Raw genomic sequence first — 21,838 nt, 5'->3', positions numbered from 1 at the left:
GGCAATGAAAGGCAGCTGAGCAAGGCCGCCAAGTCGCGCATCATAAGCATGCAGGGCTTTCGCTGTCTGGGGCAGTTGCAGCCTGGCCCCCGGTTTGTTGCCGAAACGCCGCCAGCCGGGCCGCAAAGGGCTCCAGGATCAAAGCTTCGTCAGGCCCCGTCTGGGCTGCCACCGCAATGGCCACGCCACTTTGGGCCATCAGCGCCTGCATCTCGGGCTGGGCGATCATGCCGTGGTCCAGCAGGGCCTCTACCAGGCGGGTGAGGGCACCCCGGTACTGGCCCAGCAGGGCGCTGGCGCGCTGGTATTGGGACTGCAGCAGTTCCTCGATGGCGGCGTTGCTGGGTTCCACGTCGGTGTTGAGGTGGTTGTCCAGCTCCACCGTAACGTCGGTGCGGGACAGTCGCGTGCCAAATCCATGGTGGCGGATGAAGCGCGCAGCCTCGGCCGTGACCTGCTTGTAGTCCTGCTCCGCGCCGGTCGTGCAGGCCATTTCACCAAACACCAGCTCCTCGGCCACGCGGCCCGCCAGACCCACGCACATCATGTCGAGCGCGTTCTGCCGCGTTGTGACCTTCAGGCCCGCAAAGCTGTTGTAGCCGCCCTCGAACGAGGCGATGTTGATCTTCACCTCCTGCGGGGCCTGGCCGAACAGCAGACAGTAGACCAGCCCGTGGCCTGCTTCGTGCACGGCCAGCAGTGCGCGGAAGTCGGCATTGGCGCGCTGCTTGAGGCGGTTGAGCTCCAGCGCCACCGCAAATTGCGCCTGCTGCTCAATGCCTTGGGCGCCAGCGCCACGGACCACCAGATGGCGCTTGTCGGTCGCCAGCGTGATGCCAAAGTCCTGCGCCAGGGGCAGCTGCTGTTCCAGCACCCAGAGCGCGGCGTTGACCAAATTGGCGCTCAGGATGGCATGCACCGACGAGAACAGCGGCCGCGTGCCCTGGGCCGGGAACACCGCGTTGGCATACAGTTCATCGTGCACGTCCTGCCCGATGGCAAAGCGCACGCCGCACTGGGCGGCAATGTCGTCGCAATACCGCGCACACAGGTTGCGGATGAGCTGCTCGTAGGTGGCCTTGTTGAACGATGGGTAGATCACATGCTCGTTGCCCAGCCGGGCGATCTGCTCGGGCTTGAAGCGTTCGCTGAGCGCCTTCTTCACATCGATGAGGGAGAGCTTGCGCGTGAGGCGGTGGAAGATGTCGGCATCGGTGTCGCAGTCTTCCACGCGCTGCGCGGTCTCGTGGTACATCTCGTCGAGGTTGCCGCAGACGAACACCAGCAGCTTGCTGTAGTCGGTCTCCCAGGACGAAAGCGACTGCTGGAACCGTGTGAACAGGGCCTGCACCTGTGCGGGAGGCCACTGCATGATCTCGGCAAGTGGCTCTTGCAGCTTGAGCATGCGCTTGAGTTCCTGCGCGTCCCAGGCGTCGAGCTGAAAGCGGTAGGGCTTCTTGCCGGCGCGCTCCTCCTCGTTGTCGTTGGCGCGCTCGGCTTCGTAGTGCGCGTCGGCCAGCTTGCGCTCGATGTTGGTCAGGGCGCTCAAAGCGGGCGGCAAGCGCCCGTCGGACAGCAGCGTCCATACATCCTGGTAGCGCTCCACCTTGACCTCCTCGCCCTTGGTGCTCACTGTGCGAAAGCGCTGGAACTCGTCCAGCACCAGCATGCCCGGTGCGCCCTCGTGGATGCCGGAGTCGCCCAGCATGCCCGAGATGGAAGAGCTGCGGTAGCTCGCGCCGTGGCTGAAGCCATCCATCTGAACTTCGACAAAACGGTCGTAAAAGCCCAGCAGTTGCGCCAGGCGCCGCGTGAGCTGCGTCTTGCCCGTGCCCGTGAGGCCCCACAGGCAGACGATGACGGGGCGGGTGATGAGCTGGGGCAAAACGTACCAGGCGCGGATGGCATCGATCACGCGGTCGATCACGTCGTCGATGCCAAACAGCTCGGCCTTGAGCTGTGCTGCGGCATTTGCCAGCGCCTGCTGCCGCTCGGCCAGCAGCTCCCGGTGGGCAGCGCCCGGTGTGTACCGCTCGCGCGGCGTGGTTTCTTGAAGGGTAGAAAGGTCCATGGTTTTCAATCGTTTTGTATCAGTCGCTTTCGGTGAAGCGGGATGTCTGGATCGCCTTGCGCAGGGCGACGTTGTCCGCGCGGCGCTGGGCCCCACGGGTTCGTATGTGCTTGCCTGCCGCACTGGACAGGCTGCGTTGGGCCAGCGCGACGGCCACAGGATTTCGGGGCGGGCCCGAGGCTTCGAGCTTCAACACCAGGGGCGCCTTCATGCGGCGCAGCTTCTTAAGCTCGCCCTGGGCGAAGGCCCGAGACAGTTTTTTGGCACTCATGTGCACTCCACAAACAAAAAACCCCGGCAATGGAGCCAGGGCTTGTGGGGCGCCGCAATGAAAGGTGCAGAAACGCGCTTGCCGTGGCTGGAATTGCTGTGAATGCACAGTCCAGCCGGGGCGGTGGACTGTGGTCAGGCGGGAGCGAACAAGGGAACAAACATAGCGGTGACCTCCAGTGTTTTCAGGGGCTGCCGTGGCGGCAGGCGCGTGCCTGAAAGAAGCGCGAATTGTGGCGAGGCCCCCGGCGCTTGGCAAGCCGAAGGCGCCGCAATCGGCTGAATTTGTCGCTTGAAAAGAACAGTGCGGTGGGGGGGGAACAGCGTAGTTTTCAGGCTTGGCGCCGGTAGATCCAACCAGCCGCGTGTATCCATTCTTCCTTGTCGCGCGTCTGCACCACCAGTTCCACCAGATCACGGCCCGCGTTGAGCGGCACCTGCACGGTCATGCCGGCCCGGTCCGCCGACAGGGGCAGCAGGAACTGGCTCTCGTCCCAGAACAGGTAGCCGGGCAGTTCGGGCAGCTCCCGAAGTCTGGAGGCCCCCACGCCAATGGCCAGCGGAATGGATGTGGGTGCTTCGTTGGTCAGCAGCCAGGTGCTGTCGAGCCGCGCAGTCCAGGGGGCGGCAAGGGGGCCGGGTGCGGGCGGCATTTGTTGGCCGATGGGCACTGTGATCCAGTAGTGCCCCGCCGTGGCGGCCTCGCGCGCAAGGAGATAGCGGCGGCCTTCGGACTGCTCCCAGCGGTAGTGGGTGCCAGGCTGGGTGTCTGACCACCACCAGCCATCGCTGCGCAGGCGAAGCCCGGTGCTCAGGTTTTTCCAGTCCTGCAGTTTTGGGTTCCACGACCACAGGTCAACCTGTTGGCGATCGGGCGAGACGGCTTTGATGGGCGCGGAATAGTTGCCATAGATGCCGAGCAAGGCATCCACCGCGCTGGAGGATGCGGTGGCCATGGCGGGGGCGGCGGTCGAGACCCGGGGCGGCAGCACACGCAATTGCCCCGTCTCCTGCAAGGCGCGCAGCGCAATGCCCTCGGCAATCGGGCCCGGCTTGAAGCTGGCGGCGTTGCCGGTGATCATGACCGCCATGCCCGCCTGGGGAAGCACGCAGAAGTCGCTGGAATAAAACATGGTGCCGCCGCTCTTTTGCCACGCGAGCACGCCCGCGGCATCCAGGCCGGGGTGCCGCGCACTGTCCCAGCCCAGGCCCGACCGCCAGTCGGGGGTGAGGCTGGGGTGCATGCCCTGGTTCTGAATCCTGCCCATCTCGGCCACGCTGGTTTTTGACACGATGCGCTGGCCATCGTGCTCGCCGCCCTGGATGAGCATCGCGGCCAGCTTCATCATGTCGCCGGGTGTGGTGCACAGCCCGCCCGTGGCGTAGCCCATCACGAACTCCTGGCCCTGCGGCGCGTCGCTGATGCTGCCGGGGGCAAAGCTGCCCGGTGGCAACGGCTGCAGCGTATAGCCTGATCGGGCCATGCCCAGCGGGTTGAGAAGGGCGGACTGCACAAACGCCGGGTAGGTTTGCCCGGTGACGGCCAGCACGATGCGCTCGATCAGCGTGAAACCGTCGTTGCAGTACACCGCCATGGCGCCGGGGGCGTGCTTGAGGTGCACATTGGCCATGGTTGCCTCCACCTCGGCGGCATAGCCCGGCAGCGGCGCAAAGGCAAACATGTTGTGCAGGTAGGTGCCGGGCAACCCCGAGGCATGGCTAAGCAGGTGCCGGACGGTGATGTCGCGGTAGCCCGGCGACAGCATCGCGAACTGCGGCAGGTAGCCCACCACCGGAGCATCCAACTGCACGAGCCTGCGGTCTACCAGCACCATGATGGCCAGCGCCGCGAGCACCTTGCTGACGGAGCCGACGTTAAAGCGTGTGTCGGGCGTTGCGGGCGTGGTGGCGTTTGTATCCAGCGCCCCGAAGGCCTCTTGCCAGACGATGTGGTCGTTGTGCAGCAGTGCCACGGAGGCCGCCCGCATCTTGCTGCTTTGCATGGCTTCGCGAATTTCCTTGCGCCCCCAGGCAATGGTCGTTGTGAGGGTGGGGGATGCAGTGCTGCTGCCACCACAACCGGGCAGAAGCGAAGCCATCGCGCTGGTGCCCGCCCAGGTCAGCCAACCACGGCGCGATGCAGGAAAAAGGCGGGGCTGATCAACAAGGTTCTGGGCGGATGGCTGTCGGGGCATTCGGTATTCCTGAGGGCATTGGCCACGGAGGCATCGCCAGTCGAGGCGCGATTGTGGAAGCCCCGCACCCGGGCTGGCAACCGCGCGCATGGCCCGTGTTGCACGCGGCCAACGCCCGGCTCGGATAATGCAGCCCTCCATGACCGAATCCGCGCCTCCCCACCCCTTGCCAACCGCCCCGCGCACTGCGCCGCTGCGCATCACCTTTCCTGAGTCCCTGCCCGTATCGGGCAAGCGCGAAGAGATCATGGAGGCCATCAAGAAGCACCAGGTCATCATCGTGTGCGGCGAAACGGGCTCCGGCAAAACAACCCAGTTACCCAAGATTGCACTGGCGCTGGGCCGGGGCAAGTGCAACGCCAAGCCCGGCACCAAGGGCCAGCTCATCGGCCACACCCAGCCGCGCCGCATTGCGGCCAGCAGCGTGGCCAAGCGCATTGCCGAAGAGCTGAACACGCCGCTCGGTGATGTGGTGGGCTTCAAGGTGCGGTTCCAGGACCGCCTCTCCCGCGATGCCTCCGTCAAGCTCATGACCGACGGTATCTTGCTGGCCGAGACGCAGACCGACCCGCTGCTCAAGAACTACGACACCATCATCATTGACGAGGCGCACGAACGCAGCCTCAACATCGACTTCCTGCTGGGCTACATCCGCCAGATCCTGCCGCGCAGGCCTGATCTGAAAGTCATCGTTACCTCGGCCACGATTGATGCGGACCGGTTTGCCAAGCACTTTGAGTCGGCCAAGGGCCCGGCCCCCGTCATCATGGTGTCGGGCCGCACCTTCCCGGTGGAGCAGCGCTATCGCCCGTTTGAAGAAAGCCGCGACTACGGCCTGAACGAAGCCATTGCCGATGGTGTGGACGAGCTGTGGCAAGGCAATGCGGCCGGTGACATCCTGGTGTTTTTGCCCGGCGAGCGAGAGATCCGCGAAGCGGCCGACCACCTTCGCAAGCACCTGTCGCACCAGCCCGTGATGCGCAATGCCGAGGTGCTGCCGCTGTTCGCGCGTTTGTCCCAGGCGGAGCAGGACCGCATCTTTGACGGCCACACGGGCCGCCGCATCGTGCTGGCCACCAACGTGGCCGAGACTTCGCTTACCGTACCAGGCGTGCGGTACGTCATTGACGCAGGAACAGCGCGCGTGAAGCGCTATTCTTTCCGTAGCAAAGTCGAACAACTGCTTGTCGAGCCCGTCAGCCAGGCCGCCGCCAACCAGCGTGCTGGCCGCTGCGGCCGGGTGGCCAACGGCATCTGCATTCGCCTGTATGACGAGGCCGGTTTCAATGGCCGCCCGCGTTTTACCGATCCCGAAATTTTGCGCAGCTCGCTGGCAGGCGTCATCCTGCGAATGAAGTCGCTGCACCTGGGCGACGTGACGCAGTTCCCCTTCATCGAGGCGCCTTCGGGTCGCGCGATTGCCGATGGCTACCAGCTGCTGGCCGAATTGGGCGCGGTGGATGACGCCAACGAGCTGACCCCCATGGGAGTGGAGCTTTCGCGCCTGCCGCTGGACCCGCGCGTGGGCCGCATGATCATCGAGGCGCGCGACCGCAAGGCGCTCGATGAAGTGCTGGTGATTGCCAGCGCCCTGAGCGTGCAGGACGTGCGCGACCGTCCCATGGAGGCGCAGCAGCAGGCCGACCAGGCGCACGCCAAGTTCAACGACGACAAGAGCGAGTTCAGCGGCTACCTCAAGCTGTGGAAGTGGATCAACGAAGCGCGGGGCGGAGCGCCCAGCCTGCCATCGGCCCGTGCGCAAAAGGCCATTGCCGCGCAGAAGGCGCCTTCGCAGGCCTACTTGCCGGTGGCGCAGCGCAGTGGCGGGGGCAGTCCTGCCGCAGCGCCTGCTGTACCCGCCGCCGTCCCCGCTGCGACTCACAAACTCAGCAACCGCCAGTACGAGCAGCTGCTGCGCCAGAACTTCATCAGCATCCGCCGCCTGCGCGAGTGGCGCGACATCCACACCCAGCTGCTCACGGTGGTCACCGAGCACAAGTGGCAGATCAACACCCAGCCCGCCAGCTACGAGCAGCTGCACCTGTCGATGCTGGCCGGGCTGCTGGGCAACGTGGGCGCCAAGAGCGACGAGGAAGACTGGTACCTGGGCGCGCGCGGCATCAAGTTCTACAAACACCCCGGCGCTCACCTGAACAAGAAGCCCGGCCGCTGGATCGTGGCGTCGGAACTGGTGGAAACCACACGCCTGTTCGGCCGGGGCATTGCAGCCATCGAGCCGCAGTGGCTGGAGCAGATTGGCGGGCATGTGCTGCGCAAGCAGCTGCTTGACCCGCACTGGGAGAAAAAGTCTGCCGAAGTGGTGGCTCTGGAGCGCGCCACGCTCTACGGCATCGTGGTCTACAACAACCGCCGCGTGAACTTCGGCAAGGTAGACCCGCACGCTGCGCGCGAGGTGTTCATCCGCGAGGCGCTGGTGGGAGGCAACTGGGAGACCAAGCTGCCTTTCCTGGCCGCCAACCAGAAGCTCATTGCCAAGGTCGAAGAGCTGGAGCACAAGTCGCGCCGCCAGGACGTGCTGGTGGACGACGAACTCATCTACGCCTTCTACGATCAGCAGCTGCCGCCCGAGGTATGCAGCGGCCACAGCTTTGAGGCTTGGTACCGCGAAGAAAGTAAAAAACAGCCCGATCTGCTCAAGCTCACCCGCGAAGAACTGATGCGCCACGAGGCGGCGGGTATCACCACCAACGCCTTCCCACGCACCGTGCGCCTCGGTGGCGTGGATTGCGCCGCCAGCTACCTGCACGAACCCGGCGATGCGCGCGACGGCATCACCGTGACCATTCCGCTGTTTGTGCTCAACCAGGTGAGCGAAGAGCGCTGCGAATGGCTGGTGCCCGGCATGCTCAAGGACAAGATCCAGGCGCTGCTCAAAAGCCTGCCGCAGCGCCCACGCAGCCGCTTTGTGCCGCTGCCCGAGTCCGCCACCCGTCTGGCCGCGCTGCTGGGCACGCCCGAACGTTTTGGCACCGGCAGCCTCACCGATGTGTTGCTCAAGCAGGTGCGCGACGAAACCTCGCTGGATGTGAAGCGGGCGGACTTCAAGCTCGACATGCTCAGCCCCCACCTGTTCATGAACTTCCGCGTGGTGGATGAGCACGGACGCCAGCTGGGCCATGGCCGAAACCTGGGCGCGCTCAAGGCCGAATGGGGCGCCAAGGCGCGCGGCGCATTCCAGGTGCTGGCAGGGCTCAAGCTCGGTGGCGGGGCGGCAGAGAGTGAAAAAAATGAGTCAAAAATGCCTCCAGCGCTTGATGGTAAAGCGCAAGCAGCTACTAAATCAGGAGTAAAGGGGGCAGCGCCCGCCACCGCGAAACCTGCGAGCGTCACCCCATCGACCCCCGCAGGCCAGCGCTACACCACCTGGACGTTTGGCGAGCTGCCCGAGCTGATGGAGATCAAAAAGGCCGGGCAGACGCTGATCGGCTTTCCGGCACTCATCGACGGCGGCGACGCTGTGACCATCGAGGTCTTTGACGAGCCCGAAGTCGCCGCCGCCAAACACCGCGCGGGCCTGCGCCGCCTGTTTGCGCTGCAGATCAAGGACGCCCTCAAGTACCTGGAAAAAAACATCCCCGACCTGCAGAAGATGGCCGTGGCCTACATGCCCCTGGGTACGCAGGAAGAGCTGCGCACCCAGATCATCGACGTGGCGCTGGACCGGGCCTTTTTGCTCGACCCGCTGCCGACCGACGAAGTTGCCTTCAAACGCCGCGTAGAAGAGGGCAGGGGGCGCCTCACGTTGATCGCCAATGAGGTGGCGCGCCTGGCCGCCACCATCCTCACTGAATACGCAGCCGCCGCCCGCAAGATCAAGGACACCAAAAACGCCCCCGAAGCCACAGCGGACGCACTGCAGCAGCTGCAGCGCCTGGTGCCCAAGAACTTCATTGCCGTGGCCCCGTGGACGCAACTGGCCCACTACGCCCGCTACCTCAAGGCCATCACGCTGCGGCTGGATAAATACCGCGCCGACCCCGCCCGTGACGCTGCCAAGCTGGCCGAGCTGCGCCCGCAAGAGCAGCGCTACTGGCGCCTGGTGGCCGAGCGCAAGGGGCAGGTTGATGCGCGCATGCAAGAGCTGCGCTGGCTGCTGGAGGAACTGCGCGTGAGCTTCTTTGCGCAGGAGCTACGCACGCCCCAGCCGGTGAGCGTGAAGCGGCTGGACAAGCTGTGGGCGCAGGTCAATAGCTGATGGCCGGGGTGGAGGCCTGCGCCTTACCCCCTGGTCCAGATCTTGATCGTCACGTACATCGTGTAGCCCAGGGCGAGCACCAACCACACCACAAAAAACAGGTTGGCCCAGTACTGGCCGGAATGCTCTGCCAGGGTGTAGACCTGCCCGGCGCAGCCCTTTCCAACGCAGGGAATTTCGCGCAGCACCACTGCGCGCAGGGCTTCGAACAAAAGGTAGCACCCCAAACCGGCAACGAGCAAGAAGCCGATGGGCCCGACAGGTGGTTTGGTGAACTCATCGTTCTCGTCGCGCAAGCCCTGGTTGAGCAACTTCTGTCCGTACCGGTAAAAGAAGTAACCGACCAGGAGCATCAGGGCGTAATAGACGAGGGTCAGCATGTCGTCGAGTCTTGGTAGGTAGGAGGAACAAGCGGCGTGGCGACGATGGTAGCCGACGCATCTCGATCACAGCTGCCCCAGAAGCGCTGGCGCTGCGCCGCCAGCCTGTGGCCACTGCGCCGCGTGCGACCGGTACCTCGGCGTCACATGCGCGACGCAGCATCAGTGCCATCCCCAATGCCGTGGGGCACCATGCGAACTAGGCTGTGTTCTTCAAAGGAATCCCTGCTCCATGCGCGCTCACTACAAGTTCTGGCCCCGCCGGCTGCCCAAGTCCATCACCCTGCCGTCCACCTCGCTGTGGGACAACCTGGCCACCAATGCACGCCGCTACCCCGACAAGGCGGCGCTGGTGTTTTTTGGGACCGCGGTCAGCTATCGGCAATTGATGGAAGGCGCGGAGCGCCTGGCTGCGCGGCTGGCCCAGCTGGGCGTGCAGCGCGGCGACCGTGTGGTGCTGTGCATGCAGAACTGCCCGCAGCTGGTGATGGCGCATTTCGCCATCCTGCGGGCCAACGCGGTGGTGGTGCCCGTCAACCCCATGAACCGGGCCGAGGAGCTCAAGCACTACATCACCGACCCCGACACCAAGGTGGCGATCACCACCGGTGATCTGGCCCCCGAGATGGCCAAGGCCAGCAATGCGTTGGTTCCTGGTGAGCGCCTGGCGCACCTGGTGGTCACACAGTTTTCGGATGCGTTCGACGTGGCCGTGACCGGCATGGATGCGCCGCCCGAGGCTTGGATGGACTGGCTGGGCACGCGCCACCCGCTGCCTGCACTGGAGGGCGGGCAGGTCTACGCTTGGACGGACGCCCTGGCCTGTGCGGAGGCGCCACCCGCCCTGTCGGTAGGCCCGGCCGACCTGGCGCTGCTGCCCTACACCAGTGGCACCACAGGCCTGCCCAAGGGCTGTATGCACCTGCACAAAAGCATCATGCACAACACGGTGGCCGCCAGCCTGTGGGGCAATGGGTCAGCCGACAATGTGACGCTGGCGGTGGTGCCCATGTTCCACATCACCGGCATGGTGAGCGTGATGCACACGTCGATCTACTGCGGCGCCACGCTGGTCATCATGCCCCGGTGGGACCGCGACCTGGCCGGGCGCCTGATATCGCGCTACCAGGTCACCACCTGGACCAACATTCCCACCATGGTCATCGACCTGCTGGGCAGCCCGAACTTTGCCAGCTATGACCTGTCCAGCCTGGCCTATATCGGTGGTGGTGGGGCCGCCATGCCGCAGGCCGTGGCGCAGCGCCTGCTGGAGCAGTATGGCCTGCGGTATGCCGAGGGCTATGGCCTGACCGAGACAGCCGCTCCGTCGCACGCCAACCCGCCCGACCACCCCAAGCAGCAGTGCCTGGGCATTCCGTTCATGAGCACCGACGCGCGGGTGATCGACCCCGACACGCTGCAGGAGCTGCCCGTGGGCGAGCAGGGCGAGATCATCATCCATGGCCCCGAGGTGTTCGAGGGCTACTGGAAGCGGCCCGATGCCACGGCCTCGGCCTTCATCGAGTTCGAGGGCAAGCGGTTCTTCCGCTCGGGGGACCTGGGGCGCATGGACGAGGACGGCTATTTCTTTTTGACCGACCGGCTCAAGCGCATGATCAACGCGAGCGGTTTCAAGGTCTGGCCCGCCGAGGTCGAGGCGCTGATGTTCCGCCACCCAGCCATCCAGGAGGCCTGCATCATCGCCGCCAAAGACAGCTATCGGGGCGAGACGGTCAAGGCCGTGGTGGTGCTGCGCGCCACGCACCAGGACACGACCGAGCAGCAGATCATCGACTGGTGCCGCGAGAACATGGCGGTCTACAAGGTGCCGCGCATTGTGCAATTTGTGGCGGCGCTGCCCAAGAGTGGCAGTGGCAAGGTGATGTGGCGGGCGCTGCAGGAGCAGGAGGCTCAGTAGGGGTAGTGGCAGCAGCCGCAGTGGCCCATTGGCGGGTGGCCAGGCCGGGAATCGGAGTCAGGGGCTGCCATCGGTAGCCCTTTTTCCATGCGCCGGGTCAGTGGGATGGCGTAGCCAGCGTCAGCTCGCCCAGATCCCGCTCCAGCAAGGCGGGGTCGCCCAATTGCAGTTCGATCAGGCGGCGCAGGTGGGTCACGCTGTCCAGATCGATGCCCCGGCACAGCAGGCCGGTGTGCAGGCCTTCGGTATGCGCGACTTCGGTGGACATGGCGATGTGGTTGCCGGTTTCGGCCAGGGGAATGGTCAGCTGGCAGAGCATGCCCGGCTCCAGGTCGGCCTGCGCGGGCACCATGATCAACGCGCCTTTGAGGGACAGGTCCAGCACATGCACGCTGAATGCGTCGGTGGATGTGGTCAGCAGGGCCGGTGCGTCAAAGCCGACGCGGACAAAGTGGCGGCGTTCGTGGGGCATCGCTGTCTCCTGGGCGAAGCGGGGGTGGGCACATGCTACTCCAAGCCCGGCGGTGGCAGATTGCATTTGGATGTTTTTGCAAGCTTTCGTTACCATGGGTCTTATTTCCCTGATTTCGATAGGGCCAAGCTGTGAGTCCATGCGTGTACCGGTTCGGGAGCCATTGCGTCGGCTGGCTGCGATGGGCAGTGCTGTTGGCGTTGCTGTGGGCATGTGGCGTTGCGATGGCGGCTCCGCGCGAACTGCGCGTGGGGGTGTACTCCAACGAACCCAAGGTGTTTGTGAACGCGGAGGGCAAGCCCTCAGGCATCTTTGTGGACCTGCTTCAGCTGGTGGCCACCCGGGAGCAATGGACACTGCGCTATGTGCCCTGCGATTGGCAGGACTGTCTGGATGCGCTGGCAGCCGGGCAGATTGACCTGATGCCCGACGTCGCCCGCACCAGCGAGCGCGAGCGGCTGTTCGACTTTCATGCCTCGCCTGTGCTGCACAGCTGGTCGCAGGTCTACCGCGCGCGGGGCAGTTCCATCCAGTCGATGTTCGACCTGGCGGGCAAGCGCGTGGCGGTGCTCAAGGGCTCGGTGCAGCGCGCAACCTTCCAGAGCATGATGGACAGTTTTGGCATCGCGGTGCTGCTGATCGACGCGTCCACACTGACCGAGGCTTTCGAATTTGTACAGAACGGCGATGCGGATGCGGTGATTGCCAACCACCTGTTCGGCAATTTCCATGCGGCCCAGTATGGGCTGGCGGATTCGGGCATCGTGTTCCAGCCCGCCACCTTGTACTTTGCCACCGGCCTCGGACGCAACGCCGATGTGCTGGATGCCATTGATCGATCAGTGCAGGACTGGCGCAGCGGTGGCGACACGCAATACACCCAGGTTCTGCGCCGCTGGGGTGGGCAAGAGCAGGGCGCGCGCATTCCCCCCTGGGTGTGGTGGGGTGTGGCGGGGCTGGCGTTGTTCGGGCTGCTGGCCGCGCTCTCGGCCGTGGTGCTGCAGCGCAAGGTGCAGGAGCGCACACGCCACCTTCAGGTCAGCGAGCAGAAGCTGGCTGCCATCCTCGACAGCGTGGGTGCCTTCATCTACATCAAGGGGCGGGACTATCGCTACCAGTATGCGAACCACCATATCCTGGAGCTTTTCGGGCGGCCCGCGAGCGAGGTGGTGGGGCAGGATGACACGGCATTTTTTGACCAGGCCACCGCCGTACAGATTCAGGAGAACGACCGGCGCGTGCTGGAGCACGGCGAGCGGCTGGAGGTGGAAGAGGTCAATACCCACCTGGCCGATGGCGTGACCCGTGCCTACCTGTCGGTCAAGATTCCCCTTCGCCTGCCCGACGGCAGCATCCACGCGCTGTGCGGTATCTCCACCGACATCACAGAGCGCAGCCGGGCCGAGGAGTCGCTGCGGATCGCGGCGTCGGTGTTCGAGTCGTTCGAGGGCATGGTGGTTACGGGGCCGGACCAGCGCATCCTGAAGGCCAATCAGTCGTATGCACGCCTCACGGGGTATACGGTGGAGGAGCTGGTGGGCCAGACCCCCGCATTGCTGCAGTCTGGCCGCCACGATGCGCAGTTTTACGAAGGCCTGCACAGTGCGCTGCGCAGCACCGGTGCCTGGCAGGGCGAAGTGTGGAACCGGCGCAAGAACGGCGAGGTGTACCCCGCGTGGATCACGGTGACGGCTGTGCGTTCTGCACAAGGAGAGGTTACGCACTATGTGGGCACGCTGACCGACATCTCGCACCGCAAGGCGGCCGAGGAGGAGATCCGTCTGCTCGCGTTCTACGACCCGCTCACCGGTCTGCCCAACCGCCGCCTCATGAACGACCGTCTGCAGCACAGCCTGGCCACCTCGGCGCGCTCCGGTGCGGGCGGGGCACTGCTGTTTGTGGACCTGGACAACTTCAAGGATCTGAACGATACGCAGGGCCACGAGTTCGGCGATCAGCTCTTGCGCCAGGTGGCGGCCCGCCTGGGCGGCTGTGTGCGCAGCGGCGACACCGTGGCGCGGCTGGGGGGCGACGAATTTGTGCTGCTGATCGAGGGGCTGAGCCCACAAGCCCACGAAGCCGCCGCCCAGGCAGAAACCGTGGGGCGCGCGGTGCTGCTCGCATTGGCGCAAGGCTATCCGCTCGGGGGGCACACGTACCACAGCTCGTGCAGCATCGGCGTGGCGCTGTATGCCGATGCGCAGGGCTCAGTGGACGAACTGCTCAAGCGGGGCGACATGGCCATGTACCAGGCCAAGGGTGCCGGGCGCAACACGATGCGGTTCTTTGATCCGCGCACACAGGCCGCCGTCACGGCGCGCACGGCCCTGGAGTCCGGGATGCGCGAGGCCTTGCGTGACGGCCAGTTCCTGCTGCACTACCAGGCCCAGATCAGCCAAGCCCACGGCATGGTGGGGGCCGAGGCGCTGGTGCGCTGGCAGCACCCGCAGCGGGGGCTGGTATCGCCGGCCGAGTTCATTCCGGTGGCCGAGGCCTCGGGCCTCATCGTTCCGCTGGGGGCGTGGATATTGCGCACCGCCTGCCTGCAGCTGGTGGAGTGGGCCCAAGACCCCGCAACCGCGCACTGGACTCTGGCCGTCAACGTGAGCGCGCGCCAGTTCCGCCACCCGCACTTTGTGGACGAGGTGTTGGGGGTGCTTGAAGAGACGGGCGCCAATCCGCAGCGCTTGAAGCTGGAGCTGACCGAGACCCTGTTGCTCGACGACGTGGAGGATACGATCGAGCGCATGACTACGCTGCGGGCGCTGGGCCTGGGGTTTTCGCTCGACGACTTCGGCACCGGGTATTCGTCCTTGAGCTACCTCAAACGCCTGCCGCTGGACCAGCTCAAGATCGACCAGAGTTTTGTGCGCGACCTGCTCACCGACGCCAACGATGCCAGCATTGCCCGCACCATCGTCACCCTGGCCCAGAGCCTGGACCTGGGCGTGATTGCCGAAGGCGTGGAGACCTGCGAGCAGCGCGACATGCTGGCCAGCCTGGGTTGCCACATGTGGCAGGGCTACCTGTTTGGGCGGCCCGGACCTGCCAGCGCACTGCGGGAGGCGCCGGCAGGGGCGGTGGTGTAGGGACGTCTGTTGTTGGAGGTTGCTTCTATTTTGATAGCTGCTGGCGCTTTATAGGTAAGCGCTAGGGGCAAATTTTGCTTGTAAAATTGACCCCTGCGAGGCCGGCAAGGGGTTCTGTCGCCATTTCCTTACATCCTGTGAACCCCGCGCGGTGTAGGGTGTGGCAGGCCTTGTTACAAACCAGGGCCAGCCTACCGCAGCCGCCCAACGGGTGGCGGCTCCGGTTGGCAAAAGCAAGGAGTCCCCCATGAAAAACACCACCATGACCACGATGCACTCACTCCGTCTTCTCCTGTCTGGCGCGATGGCCGCGCTGCTGCTGGCAGCCGCTGGCGGCGCCCACGCGCAGGCCTATGTCAACGCCACCGTGGGCGGCGAACTGGCGCCCGGCGTGTACGGCCGCATCAACATCGGCAATGCGCCACCGCCGCCGCTGATCTACGCCGAGCCGGTCATCATCCACCGCCCGGCCGTGGTGGTGCCACGGGCACCCATCTACCTGTATGTGCCGCCCGGCCATGCCAAGAACTGGGGCAAACACTGTGGCCGCTACAACGCCTGCAACCAGCCGGTGTATTTTGTGCAGGAGCCACCACCACGCCGTGGCCCTCCACCCCGTGCCCACGGCCGCGATGACCGCCGCTGGGACGACGACCACCGCCACGGTGGCAAGCACGACCGTGACCATGATCTGGGGCGCGGCCATGGCAACGGCAAGGGCCACGGCAACCGCGATTGATAGGCTAACGGCTAACGACTGAGGGGGAAGGCCGATATCGCAGTGCTGCGGGGTGCCACGCAGGTGGCAGGCCCTGCCACATCTTGCTTGAGCCACCGCAGAAGACCTGCGGCGCCAGCGGTTAAGCTCGGGCTTCTATGGCCCAAGTCACTTTTTCTCCTCCGTTCACGGCTCCCTCCGATGTGGCGAGCCAGCTTCGCAAGGCGGGCTACGCCGTTTTGTCGCCTGCCGATGTGGCCCGCTGGGTGGGCTGCGATCTTTCGTCGCTGATGGCCCTGAATGGCGACTGGGCGGCGTTGCCGCCCGATGATTTTCTGAAAGACGGTGGCCGCTACCGGCGCCGCCGCCATGCGTGTTTTGTGGCGCAGGGCGGGCAACTGCAGCAGGCACCACACCGGGCGCACTGGCAACCTGTGGAATACAACGCGCTGCATGGCGGCATGGAGCGCTGGTTTGCGCCCATGGAGGTTGCCACCGTGGCCCAGCCGGTGTGGCAGCAGCTGCTGGCTGCGCTGGCTGGGGTGTCCGATGCCGTGTTTGCTCCGTCCGAGGCGCCCGTGCCCTGGTTCATCGAGGCGCACCAGTTCCGCATCGACACCACCGACGGCATTGGCCGGCCCACGCCCGAGGGGGCGCACCGCGATGGCGTGGACCTGGTGGCCGTCTTCCTGGTGGGGCGCGAGGGCGTCAAGGGCGGCGAGACGCGCGTGTTCGAGGCCGCAGGCCCGAGCGGCCAGCGCTTTACGCTGACCGAGCCGTGGTCTTTGCTGCTGCTGGACGATGCCCGCATGATCCACGAGTCCACCCCGATTCAACCGTTGGCCGAAGGCGGGTACCGTGACACCCTGGTGGTCACCTGCCGCCGAGGCAACTTTCAGGGGGCGGACGTGGTGGGGCAGACCCCGGCAGCCTGAACACAAGCGCCTGCAGCAGCGCATGTGTGCAGCCGATTTGATGCGAATCAAGATGCGGGGTATGGTGGCGGTTCACACTCTGGTTCAAGAAGTCGGGCCACAAGCTTGACTCACCCATCAACCCAAGGAGAAGCACCATGTTCAAGCACATTCTGGTTCCAGTCGATGGTTCCAACACCTCGATGCTGGCCGTGTCCAAGGCGGCCGGGCTGGCCAAGACCTTTGGCAGCGCCGTGACGGCGGTCTACGTGGTAGACCCCTATCCCTTCACGGGCGTGGGGGCCGATTTTGCGTATGGCCAGGCGCAGTACATCAATGCCGCTACCTCCGAAGCCAACGCGGCCCTGGAAGCCACGCGCAAAGCCATGGCCGAAGCCGGTGTGGCTGTGACCACCGTGGTGGGCGAGGGCCATGCCGTGCACGACGGCATCCTGCGCGCGCTGGAGAGCACAGGCGCCGATCTCATCGTGATGGGTTCCCACGGTCGGCGCGGCCTTGAAAAGCTGGTGCTGGGCAGCGTCACGCAGCGCGTGCTGGGTGTGGTGCATATCCCCGTGCTGGTGGTGCGCGACTGAGGGCGTTGCTCCATAAAAAAACGGCTCCTTACGGGGCCGTTTTTCATGGCAGTTCTCGACAACGCTGCGCATCCGCTTCCCACAGCTCGCGGAACAGGCACGCCCCCCGCCAGTGCACCCGTGGATCTGGCTCCGCCAGGCCACCGGGTGCGTCCCCCTTCAGGGGGAAGGCGCGAAGCGCCTCAGGGGGTCACTCAATCTTTGCGCCGGAGGCTTCCACGATGCCCTTCCACTTGGCGTAGTCGGTCTTGAGCAGGGTGCCAAACTGTGCGGGCGACATGGCTTCGGGCTCGGCGCCCTGGGCCTGGATGGCGGCCTTCATGTCGGGCGTGGCCAGCAGCTTGTTGATTTCGGCGTTCACGGTGGTCACCACGGCTGCGGGCGTACCGGCAGGGGCAAACACGCCGTACCAGGTGCTCACATCAAAGTCCTTGAAGCCCGACTCGGCCACGGTAGGCACTTCGGGCAGCGACGAGCTGCGCTTGGCCGACGTGACGGCCAGCGGACGCAGCTTGCCTGCCTTGATCTGGCCCATGGCCGAGGGCAGGGACGAGACCAGCAGGTCCACGTTGCCCGCCAGCGCATCCATCAACGCGGGGTTCGATCCTTTGTACGGGATGTGGCTCAGCTTGACGCCTGCGGCCTTCTCGAACAGGTCACCCGCCAGGTGGATGGACGTGCCGTTGCCGGGCGAGCCATAGGTGATGGTGCCGGGCGAGGCCTTGGCGGCGGCCACCACGTCGGCCAGCGTTTTGTACTTGGAGTTGACGCTGGTGGCGATGACCACGGGCGTGTAGGCCACGTGGGCGATGGCGGTCAGGTCCTTGGTGGGGTCCCAGGGCAGGTTTTTGTACAGCCAGGGGCCAATCACGAGGTTGTCCTTCTGGCCCATCACCAGGTCATAGCCCGTGGGCGCGGCCTTGACAGCTTCGCCAATGCCGATGGTGCCGCCCGCGCCGGCCTTGTTGTCGGCCACCACGGTCCACTTGGCGCCTTCGGTGAGCTTGGTGGCCACCAGGCGCGAGAGGATGTCGGTGCCGCCGCCGGGCGGGAAGGGCACGATCAGGCGGATGGGCTTGGTGGGGTAGGCCGCAGCCGGTGCGGGTGCCTGGGCGTGCGCGGTGGTGCCCACGGCAAAAGCGATCGCGGTGAAGGAAAGCAGGGTGCGAATCATGGTGTGGTTTGTCTCCGTCGGTTCATGGAATGTGCAGGCGGTGGCTGGGCACACGCCACCTGGCTGATCTGGGTCAGCGGGCGCCAATGATCGCTGATGACCGGAGGCGCCCGCCTTGCCAATGGCGGGTGGCAGCATCGCGGGTGGCGATGGCAGTGTTCCCACCCGCAGGCAGGTCAGATGCGTTCAAAAATCGCTGCAATGCCCTGGCCGCCGCCGATGCACATCGTCACCAGCGCATAGCGGCCCTGGATGCGTTGCAGCTCGTGGATGGCCTTCACGGTGATGAGCGCGCCGGTGGCGCCAATGGGGTGGCCCAGCGAAATACCCGAGCCATTGGGGTTGACCTTGGCAGGGTCCAGGCCCAGGTCCTTGGTCACTGCGCAGGCCTGGGCGGCAAAGGCTTCGTTGGCTTCGATCACGTCCAGGTCATTGACGGTGAGGCCCGCCTTTTTCAGTGCCAGCTGCGTGGCTGGCACGGGGCCGATGCCCATGTACTTGGGGTCTACACCTGCGTGGGCGTAGGCCACCAGGCGTGCCAGGGGCTTGGCGCCACGGGCCTTGGCGGCACCGGCTTCCATCAGCACCACGGCGGCGGCAGCGTCGTTGATGCCCGAGGCGTTGCCGGCCGTCACCGTGCCGTTTTCCTTGATGAACACGGGCTTGAGCTTGGCCAGGTCGTCCATCGTGGCGCCGGGGCGGAAGTGCTCGTCGGTGGCGTACAACACGTCGCCCTTCTTGCTCTTGAGCGTGACGGGGACGATCTGGTCTTTGAACACCCCGTTTTGCGTAGCGCGTTCGGCGCGGTTGTGGCTTTCCACCGCCAGCTTGTCCTGGTCTTCACGCGTGATGCCCCATTTGGCGGCAATGTTCTCGGCCGTCACACCCATGTGGATGTTGTGGAAGGGGTCGTGCAGAGCGCCGATCATCATGTCCACCATCTTGGTGTCGCCCATGCGGGCGCCCCAGCGCATGTTCAGGCTGGCAAAGGGCACGCGGCTCATGTTTTCAGCTCCGGCGCCAATCGCCACGTCGGTGTCGCCCAGCAGGATGGACTGGCTGGCGTTGACGATGGCCTGCAGGCCTGAGCCACACAGGCGGTTCACGTTGAAAGCAGGCGTGCCTTCGCCGCAGCCACCGTTGATGGCGGCCACGCGCGAGAGGTACATGTCCTTGGGCTCGGTGTTGACCACATGGCCAAACACCACGTGGCCCACGTCCTTGCCTTCCACGTTGGCACGTGCAAGCGATTCGCGCACCACGAGTGCGCCCAGTTCGGTGGGAGGCACGTCCTTGAGGCTGCCACCAAAGGTGCCAATGGCGGTGCGCACTGCGCTGACGACGACGACTTCACGGGTCATGGGGAGGTCCTTTCAGATGAATTTGAGGCTAAATTGGCCGCTAGCGCTTATCCAGAAAGCGCGAGCAGCTATAAAAACAGGAGTTTCGGGGCTTTAGGCATCTCTGACATCGGCCACCGGGTTGGTGCCAAAGTCTGCGCGTTCCAGCCAGGCGAGCACGCGGATAGCGGCGTCGGTGGGCGATGTGAGTTGGCCACCCGTCTTGAGGTTGGCGAAATTCTGGCGGTCCGGGAAGGCGGCCGGGTCGGCGCCGCGCAGCTGGACCTGCATGTCGGTGTCGATCACACCAGGCGCCAGCGAGCATACCTTGGCACCATGGGGCTTGAGGGCCTCGTCCAGCGCCACGCAGCGCGTGAAGTGGTCCATGCCGGCCTTGGCCGCGCAGTAGGCGGCCTGCGAGGCCATGGCCCGGCGGCCCAGGCCCGAGGAGATGTTGAGCACCTTGCGGGGCACCGTCCAGCTGTCCGTTGCACCCAGGAAGGCGGCGGTCAGTTGCATGGGCGCCTCCAGCCCCACACGCAGGGCGGTGGCCAGGTCGTCCACATTGCTGTGTGACAGCGGTGCAATCTGCGGAATCATGCCCGCGTTGTTGATCAGCGTGGCGCTGGCAAATGCCTGCGGGCCTTGCGCCTGCAGCCAGGCCTGCAGCTTGTGGGCGGCCTGTTCGCCCTGCGACAGGTCTTGCTGCCACTGTTCGATGGTGACGCCTGCCGCTTTCGCTTCAATGGCCAGGTCGGCGTTGGTACTGCGCGCGATGCAGACCAGGGTGTTGCCGCTCTTCAAAAGCTGCTGGGCCATGGTCAGGCCCATGCCGCGCGATGCGCCGGTGAGGATGGTGAGGTGGTTTTGGGGCATCCCGCCATGTTACTGCGCAGTACCCATGGCCGGGGGTAATTACTGGCCCGTGGGCGACTCCAGCGCCGCCAGCAGCAGTGCCAGCCGGGCGTCAAGTGCCGCGAGGTCGGCGGCCTTCAGTGGCGCCAGGATGCGGTGCTCGTTGGCCACATGGGCTTCCACGGCGCGGTCGATCAGTGCCAACCCCTCGGGTGTGAGCTGCACCAGCGAGCTGCGCGCGTCGTCGGGGTTGGGCAGGCGGGTGATCCAGCCCTGGGCTTCGAGCTTGCCCATGCGGTGCGTCATGGTGCCCGAGGTGACCATGAGCGTGGAAAACAGCGTGGTCGGTGCCAGGCAGTGGGGAGCGCCGCTGCGGCGCAGCGTGGCCAGCACATCGAACTCCCAATAGCTCAGGCCGAATTCGGCAAAGGTCTCGTCGAGCCTGCGCTGCAACAGCGCGGCGCAGCGCTTGATGCGGCCGATGGGGCCCATGGGGCTCACGTCCAGGTCGGGGCGCTCACGGTGCCACTGGGCCAGGATGGCGTCCACGGCGTCGGGTTGGCGTTGAGTGGCCATGGTGTTGGTGATGAAATTATCTTGAATTCAAGATTGTAGGGCACAGGCGTGGTAGGATTATTTATCTTGAATTGAAGATAGATTGCCATGCAAAACCACCGTACCTCTCCCTGGCTGGATGCGCTCACCACGGCCGTGGGCCCGGTCATTTGGGGCTCCACCTACATCGTCACCACCGAGCTGTTGCCGCCCGACCGGCCCTTCACTGCGGCGCTGCTGCGCACGCTGCCTGCAGGCCTGCTGCTGGTGTTGTGGTGCCGCCGTTGGCCGGCGTGGGGCGATTGGGTGGGGTGGCGGCGCCTGCTGGTGCTGTCGGCGCTGAACATCGGGGTCTTCCAGGCGCTGCTGTTTGTTGCGGCCTACCGGTTGCCGGGGGGCGTGGCGGCTGTAGTGGGCGCCATAGGTCCGCTGGTGGTGATGGGGCTGGTCTGGGCGCTGGACCATCGGCGCCCGCCCGGCTTGGCGTTGGCGGCGGGTGCCCTGGGCGTGCTGGGCATGGCGGCGCTGCTGCTGTCGCCGGGGGCGCGGTGGGACATGGTGGGCGTGGCTGCAGCGCTGGTGGGCACAGTGTGCATGGCAGCGGGCACGTTCTGGTCGCGGCGCTGGCGGTCGGACCTGCCGGTGCTGGCATTCACGGGCTGGCAGCTGCTGGCGGGTGGCATCATGCTGGCGCCCGTGGCCTGGGTGGTCGACCCGCCGCTGCCCGCGCTCTCGGCCACGCAGGTAGGCGGTTATGTCTACCTGAGTCTGGCGGGTGCCCTGTTGGCCTACGCGCTGTGGTTTCGTGGCATTGCGCGGTTGCCGTCGGTGGCGGTGTCGTCGCTAGGGCTGCTGAGCCCGGTCACGGCCGTACTGCTGGGCTGGGTGTTGCTGGGGCAGGCCATGACAGGGGTGGCGCTGGGGGGCATGCTGGTGGTGCTGGCCAGCATTATGGCGGTGCAGTGGGCGATGTCGAGGCCGGTGCAAGGGTAGGTTCGTTGGTCGCGCCGGGAGGCGGTCTTGGTTGCTATATTTTGTATAGCTAACAATGAGAACCATCATGCGCCAGGGCCTC

16 protein-coding genes are annotated in these 21,838 nt (G+C 65.5%); 7 read left to right on the top strand and 9 right to left on the bottom strand.

The window, feature by feature from the left end; translation table 11 throughout:
- Window positions 1–40: 40 nt before the first annotated feature.
- The 3 genes from ACQ4MJ_RS09825 to ACQ4MJ_RS09815 all read right to left on the bottom strand — a co-directional run bounded on the left by ACQ4MJ_RS09825 (window position 41) and on the right by ACQ4MJ_RS09815 (window position 4,536).
- Entirely contained in the window at window positions 41–2,071 is a 2,031-nt protein-coding gene (locus tag ACQ4MJ_RS09825; protein WP_431152836.1) for an AAA family ATPase, read from the bottom strand.
- Between the two features lie 19 nt (window positions 2,072–2,090).
- Window positions 2,091–2,342 carry a hypothetical protein gene (locus ACQ4MJ_RS09820; RefSeq protein WP_055397472.1) on the bottom strand — a complete coding sequence of 84 codons (252 nt, stop codon included), beginning with the start codon at window positions 2,340–2,342 and terminating at the stop codon, window positions 2,091–2,093.
- Between the two features lie 331 nt (window positions 2,343–2,673).
- Window positions 2,674–4,536, bottom strand: coding sequence for a serine hydrolase domain-containing protein (locus tag ACQ4MJ_RS09815; protein ID WP_431152837.1), 1,863 nt, complete (start codon window positions 4,534–4,536; stop codon window positions 2,674–2,676).
- 139 nt (window positions 4,537–4,675) lie between these two features.
- Between ACQ4MJ_RS09815 and hrpA the strand changes: the two genes are divergently transcribed.
- On the top strand, window positions 4,676–8,752 hold the full coding sequence (gene hrpA / locus ACQ4MJ_RS09810; protein ID WP_431152838.1) for an ATP-dependent RNA helicase HrpA: 4,077 nt from the start codon (window positions 4,676–4,678) through the stop codon (window positions 8,750–8,752).
- 23 nt (window positions 8,753–8,775) lie between these two features.
- Here hrpA and ACQ4MJ_RS09805 read toward each other — a convergent pair whose 3' ends face one another.
- The gene (locus ACQ4MJ_RS09805; protein WP_121506595.1) at window positions 8,776–9,132 is read right to left on the bottom strand and encodes a hypothetical protein; all 357 of its coding nucleotides are present in this window, start codon (window positions 9,130–9,132) and stop codon (window positions 8,776–8,778) included.
- A 232-nt stretch (window positions 9,133–9,364) separates the two neighbouring features.
- Between ACQ4MJ_RS09805 and ACQ4MJ_RS09800 the strand changes: the two genes are divergently transcribed.
- The gene (locus ACQ4MJ_RS09800) at window positions 9,365–11,050 is read left to right on the top strand and encodes a long-chain fatty acid--CoA ligase (RefSeq protein WP_431152839.1); all 1,686 of its coding nucleotides are present in this window, start codon (window positions 9,365–9,367) and stop codon (window positions 11,048–11,050) included.
- Between the two features lie 97 nt (window positions 11,051–11,147).
- Here the strand turns inward: ACQ4MJ_RS09800 and ACQ4MJ_RS09795 are convergent, their stop codons facing one another.
- Window positions 11,148–11,522 carry a PilZ domain-containing protein gene (locus ACQ4MJ_RS09795; RefSeq protein ID WP_055397452.1) on the bottom strand — a complete coding sequence of 125 codons (375 nt, stop codon included), beginning with the start codon at window positions 11,520–11,522 and terminating at the stop codon, window positions 11,148–11,150.
- Between the two features lie 224 nt (window positions 11,523–11,746).
- Between ACQ4MJ_RS09795 and ACQ4MJ_RS09790 the strand changes: the two genes are divergently transcribed.
- From ACQ4MJ_RS09790 to ACQ4MJ_RS09775, 4 genes are all read left to right on the top strand, one after another.
- On the top strand, window positions 11,747–14,611 hold the full coding sequence (locus ACQ4MJ_RS09790; RefSeq protein WP_431152840.1) for an EAL domain-containing protein: 2,865 nt from the start codon (window positions 11,747–11,749) through the stop codon (window positions 14,609–14,611).
- Between the two features lie 247 nt (window positions 14,612–14,858).
- Entirely contained in the window at window positions 14,859–15,350 is a 492-nt protein-coding gene (locus ACQ4MJ_RS09785) for a hypothetical protein (protein WP_431152841.1), read from the top strand.
- 137 nt (window positions 15,351–15,487) lie between these two features.
- Window positions 15,488–16,264, top strand: coding sequence for a 2OG-Fe dioxygenase family protein (locus ACQ4MJ_RS09780; RefSeq protein WP_431152842.1), 777 nt, complete (start codon window positions 15,488–15,490; stop codon window positions 16,262–16,264).
- Window positions 16,265–16,401: 137 nt separating this feature from the next.
- The gene (locus ACQ4MJ_RS09775; RefSeq protein ID WP_055397444.1) at window positions 16,402–16,839 is read left to right on the top strand and encodes a universal stress protein; all 438 of its coding nucleotides are present in this window, start codon (window positions 16,402–16,404) and stop codon (window positions 16,837–16,839) included.
- 190 nt (window positions 16,840–17,029) lie between these two features.
- Here ACQ4MJ_RS09775 and ACQ4MJ_RS09770 read toward each other — a convergent pair whose 3' ends face one another.
- From ACQ4MJ_RS09770 to ACQ4MJ_RS09755, 4 genes are all read right to left on the bottom strand, one after another.
- Window positions 17,030–18,013 (bottom strand): tripartite tricarboxylate transporter substrate binding protein, encoded by a 984-nt coding sequence (locus ACQ4MJ_RS09770; protein WP_431152843.1) that lies wholly within the window; start codon window positions 18,011–18,013, stop codon window positions 17,030–17,032.
- A gap of 176 nt (window positions 18,014–18,189) precedes the next feature.
- Complete coding sequence (gene bktB / locus ACQ4MJ_RS09765; RefSeq protein WP_055397440.1) at window positions 18,190–19,374, bottom strand: beta-ketothiolase BktB; 1,185 nt, start codon at window positions 19,372–19,374, stop codon at window positions 18,190–18,192.
- A 93-nt stretch (window positions 19,375–19,467) separates the two neighbouring features.
- A complete protein-coding gene (locus ACQ4MJ_RS09760) occupies window positions 19,468–20,229 on the bottom strand; it encodes an SDR family NAD(P)-dependent oxidoreductase (RefSeq protein ID WP_431152844.1) in 762 nt (253 codons plus the stop codon).
- A 39-nt stretch (window positions 20,230–20,268) separates the two neighbouring features.
- Entirely contained in the window at window positions 20,269–20,784 is a 516-nt protein-coding gene (locus ACQ4MJ_RS09755) for a MarR family winged helix-turn-helix transcriptional regulator (RefSeq protein ID WP_431152845.1), read from the bottom strand.
- Between the two features lie 87 nt (window positions 20,785–20,871).
- On the opposite strand from ACQ4MJ_RS09755, the gene ACQ4MJ_RS09750 reads away from it, so the two are divergent.
- The gene (locus tag ACQ4MJ_RS09750; RefSeq protein WP_431152846.1) at window positions 20,872–21,756 is read left to right on the top strand and encodes an EamA family transporter; all 885 of its coding nucleotides are present in this window, start codon (window positions 20,872–20,874) and stop codon (window positions 21,754–21,756) included.
- The last annotated feature ends 82 nt before the right edge of the window (window positions 21,757–21,838 follow it).

It is taken from the genome of Acidovorax facilis (genome assembly GCF_050626955.1).
GTDB lineage: Bacteria > Pseudomonadota > Gammaproteobacteria > Burkholderiales > Burkholderiaceae_C > Acidovorax > Acidovorax facilis.
The sequence above is the reverse complement of the archived record's forward strand: the minus strand, read 5'-3'. Positions and strand labels throughout refer to the sequence as shown.

Excerpts from the sequence above, each read along its gene's own strand:
- ACQ4MJ_RS09825 (WP_431152836.1), bottom strand. The coding sequence starts at position 2,071 with ATGGACCTTTCTACCCTTCAAGAAACCACGCCGCGCGAGCGGTACACA.
- ACQ4MJ_RS09820 (WP_055397472.1), bottom strand. The coding sequence starts at position 2,342 with ATGAGTGCCAAAAAACTGTCTCGGGCCTTCGCCCAGGGCGAGCTTAAG.
- ACQ4MJ_RS09815 (WP_431152837.1), bottom strand. The coding sequence starts at position 4,536 with ATGCCCCGACAGCCATCCGCCCAGAACCTTGTTGATCAGCCCCGCCTT.
- hrpA (WP_431152838.1), top strand. The coding sequence starts at position 4,676 with ATGACCGAATCCGCGCCTCCCCACCCCTTGCCAACCGCCCCGCGCACT.
- ACQ4MJ_RS09805 (WP_121506595.1), bottom strand. The coding sequence starts at position 9,132 with ATGCTGACCCTCGTCTATTACGCCCTGATGCTCCTGGTCGGTTACTTC.
- ACQ4MJ_RS09800 (WP_431152839.1), top strand. The coding sequence starts at position 9,365 with ATGCGCGCTCACTACAAGTTCTGGCCCCGCCGGCTGCCCAAGTCCATC.
- ACQ4MJ_RS09795 (WP_055397452.1), bottom strand. The coding sequence starts at position 11,522 with ATGCCCCACGAACGCCGCCACTTTGTCCGCGTCGGCTTTGACGCACCG.
- ACQ4MJ_RS09790 (WP_431152840.1), top strand. The coding sequence starts at position 11,747 with ATGGCGGCTCCGCGCGAACTGCGCGTGGGGGTGTACTCCAACGAACCC.
- ACQ4MJ_RS09785 (WP_431152841.1), top strand. The coding sequence starts at position 14,859 with ATGAAAAACACCACCATGACCACGATGCACTCACTCCGTCTTCTCCTG.
- ACQ4MJ_RS09780 (WP_431152842.1), top strand. The coding sequence starts at position 15,488 with ATGGCCCAAGTCACTTTTTCTCCTCCGTTCACGGCTCCCTCCGATGTG.
- ACQ4MJ_RS09775 (WP_055397444.1), top strand. The coding sequence starts at position 16,402 with ATGTTCAAGCACATTCTGGTTCCAGTCGATGGTTCCAACACCTCGATG.
- ACQ4MJ_RS09770 (WP_431152843.1), bottom strand. The coding sequence starts at position 18,013 with ATGATTCGCACCCTGCTTTCCTTCACCGCGATCGCTTTTGCCGTGGGC.
- bktB (WP_055397440.1), bottom strand. The coding sequence starts at position 19,374 with ATGACCCGTGAAGTCGTCGTCGTCAGCGCAGTGCGCACCGCCATTGGC.
- ACQ4MJ_RS09760 (WP_431152844.1), bottom strand. The coding sequence starts at position 20,229 with ATGCCCCAAAACCACCTCACCATCCTCACCGGCGCATCGCGCGGCATG.
- ACQ4MJ_RS09755 (WP_431152845.1), bottom strand. The coding sequence starts at position 20,784 with ATGGCCACTCAACGCCAACCCGACGCCGTGGACGCCATCCTGGCCCAG.
- ACQ4MJ_RS09750 (WP_431152846.1), top strand. The coding sequence starts at position 20,872 with ATGCAAAACCACCGTACCTCTCCCTGGCTGGATGCGCTCACCACGGCC.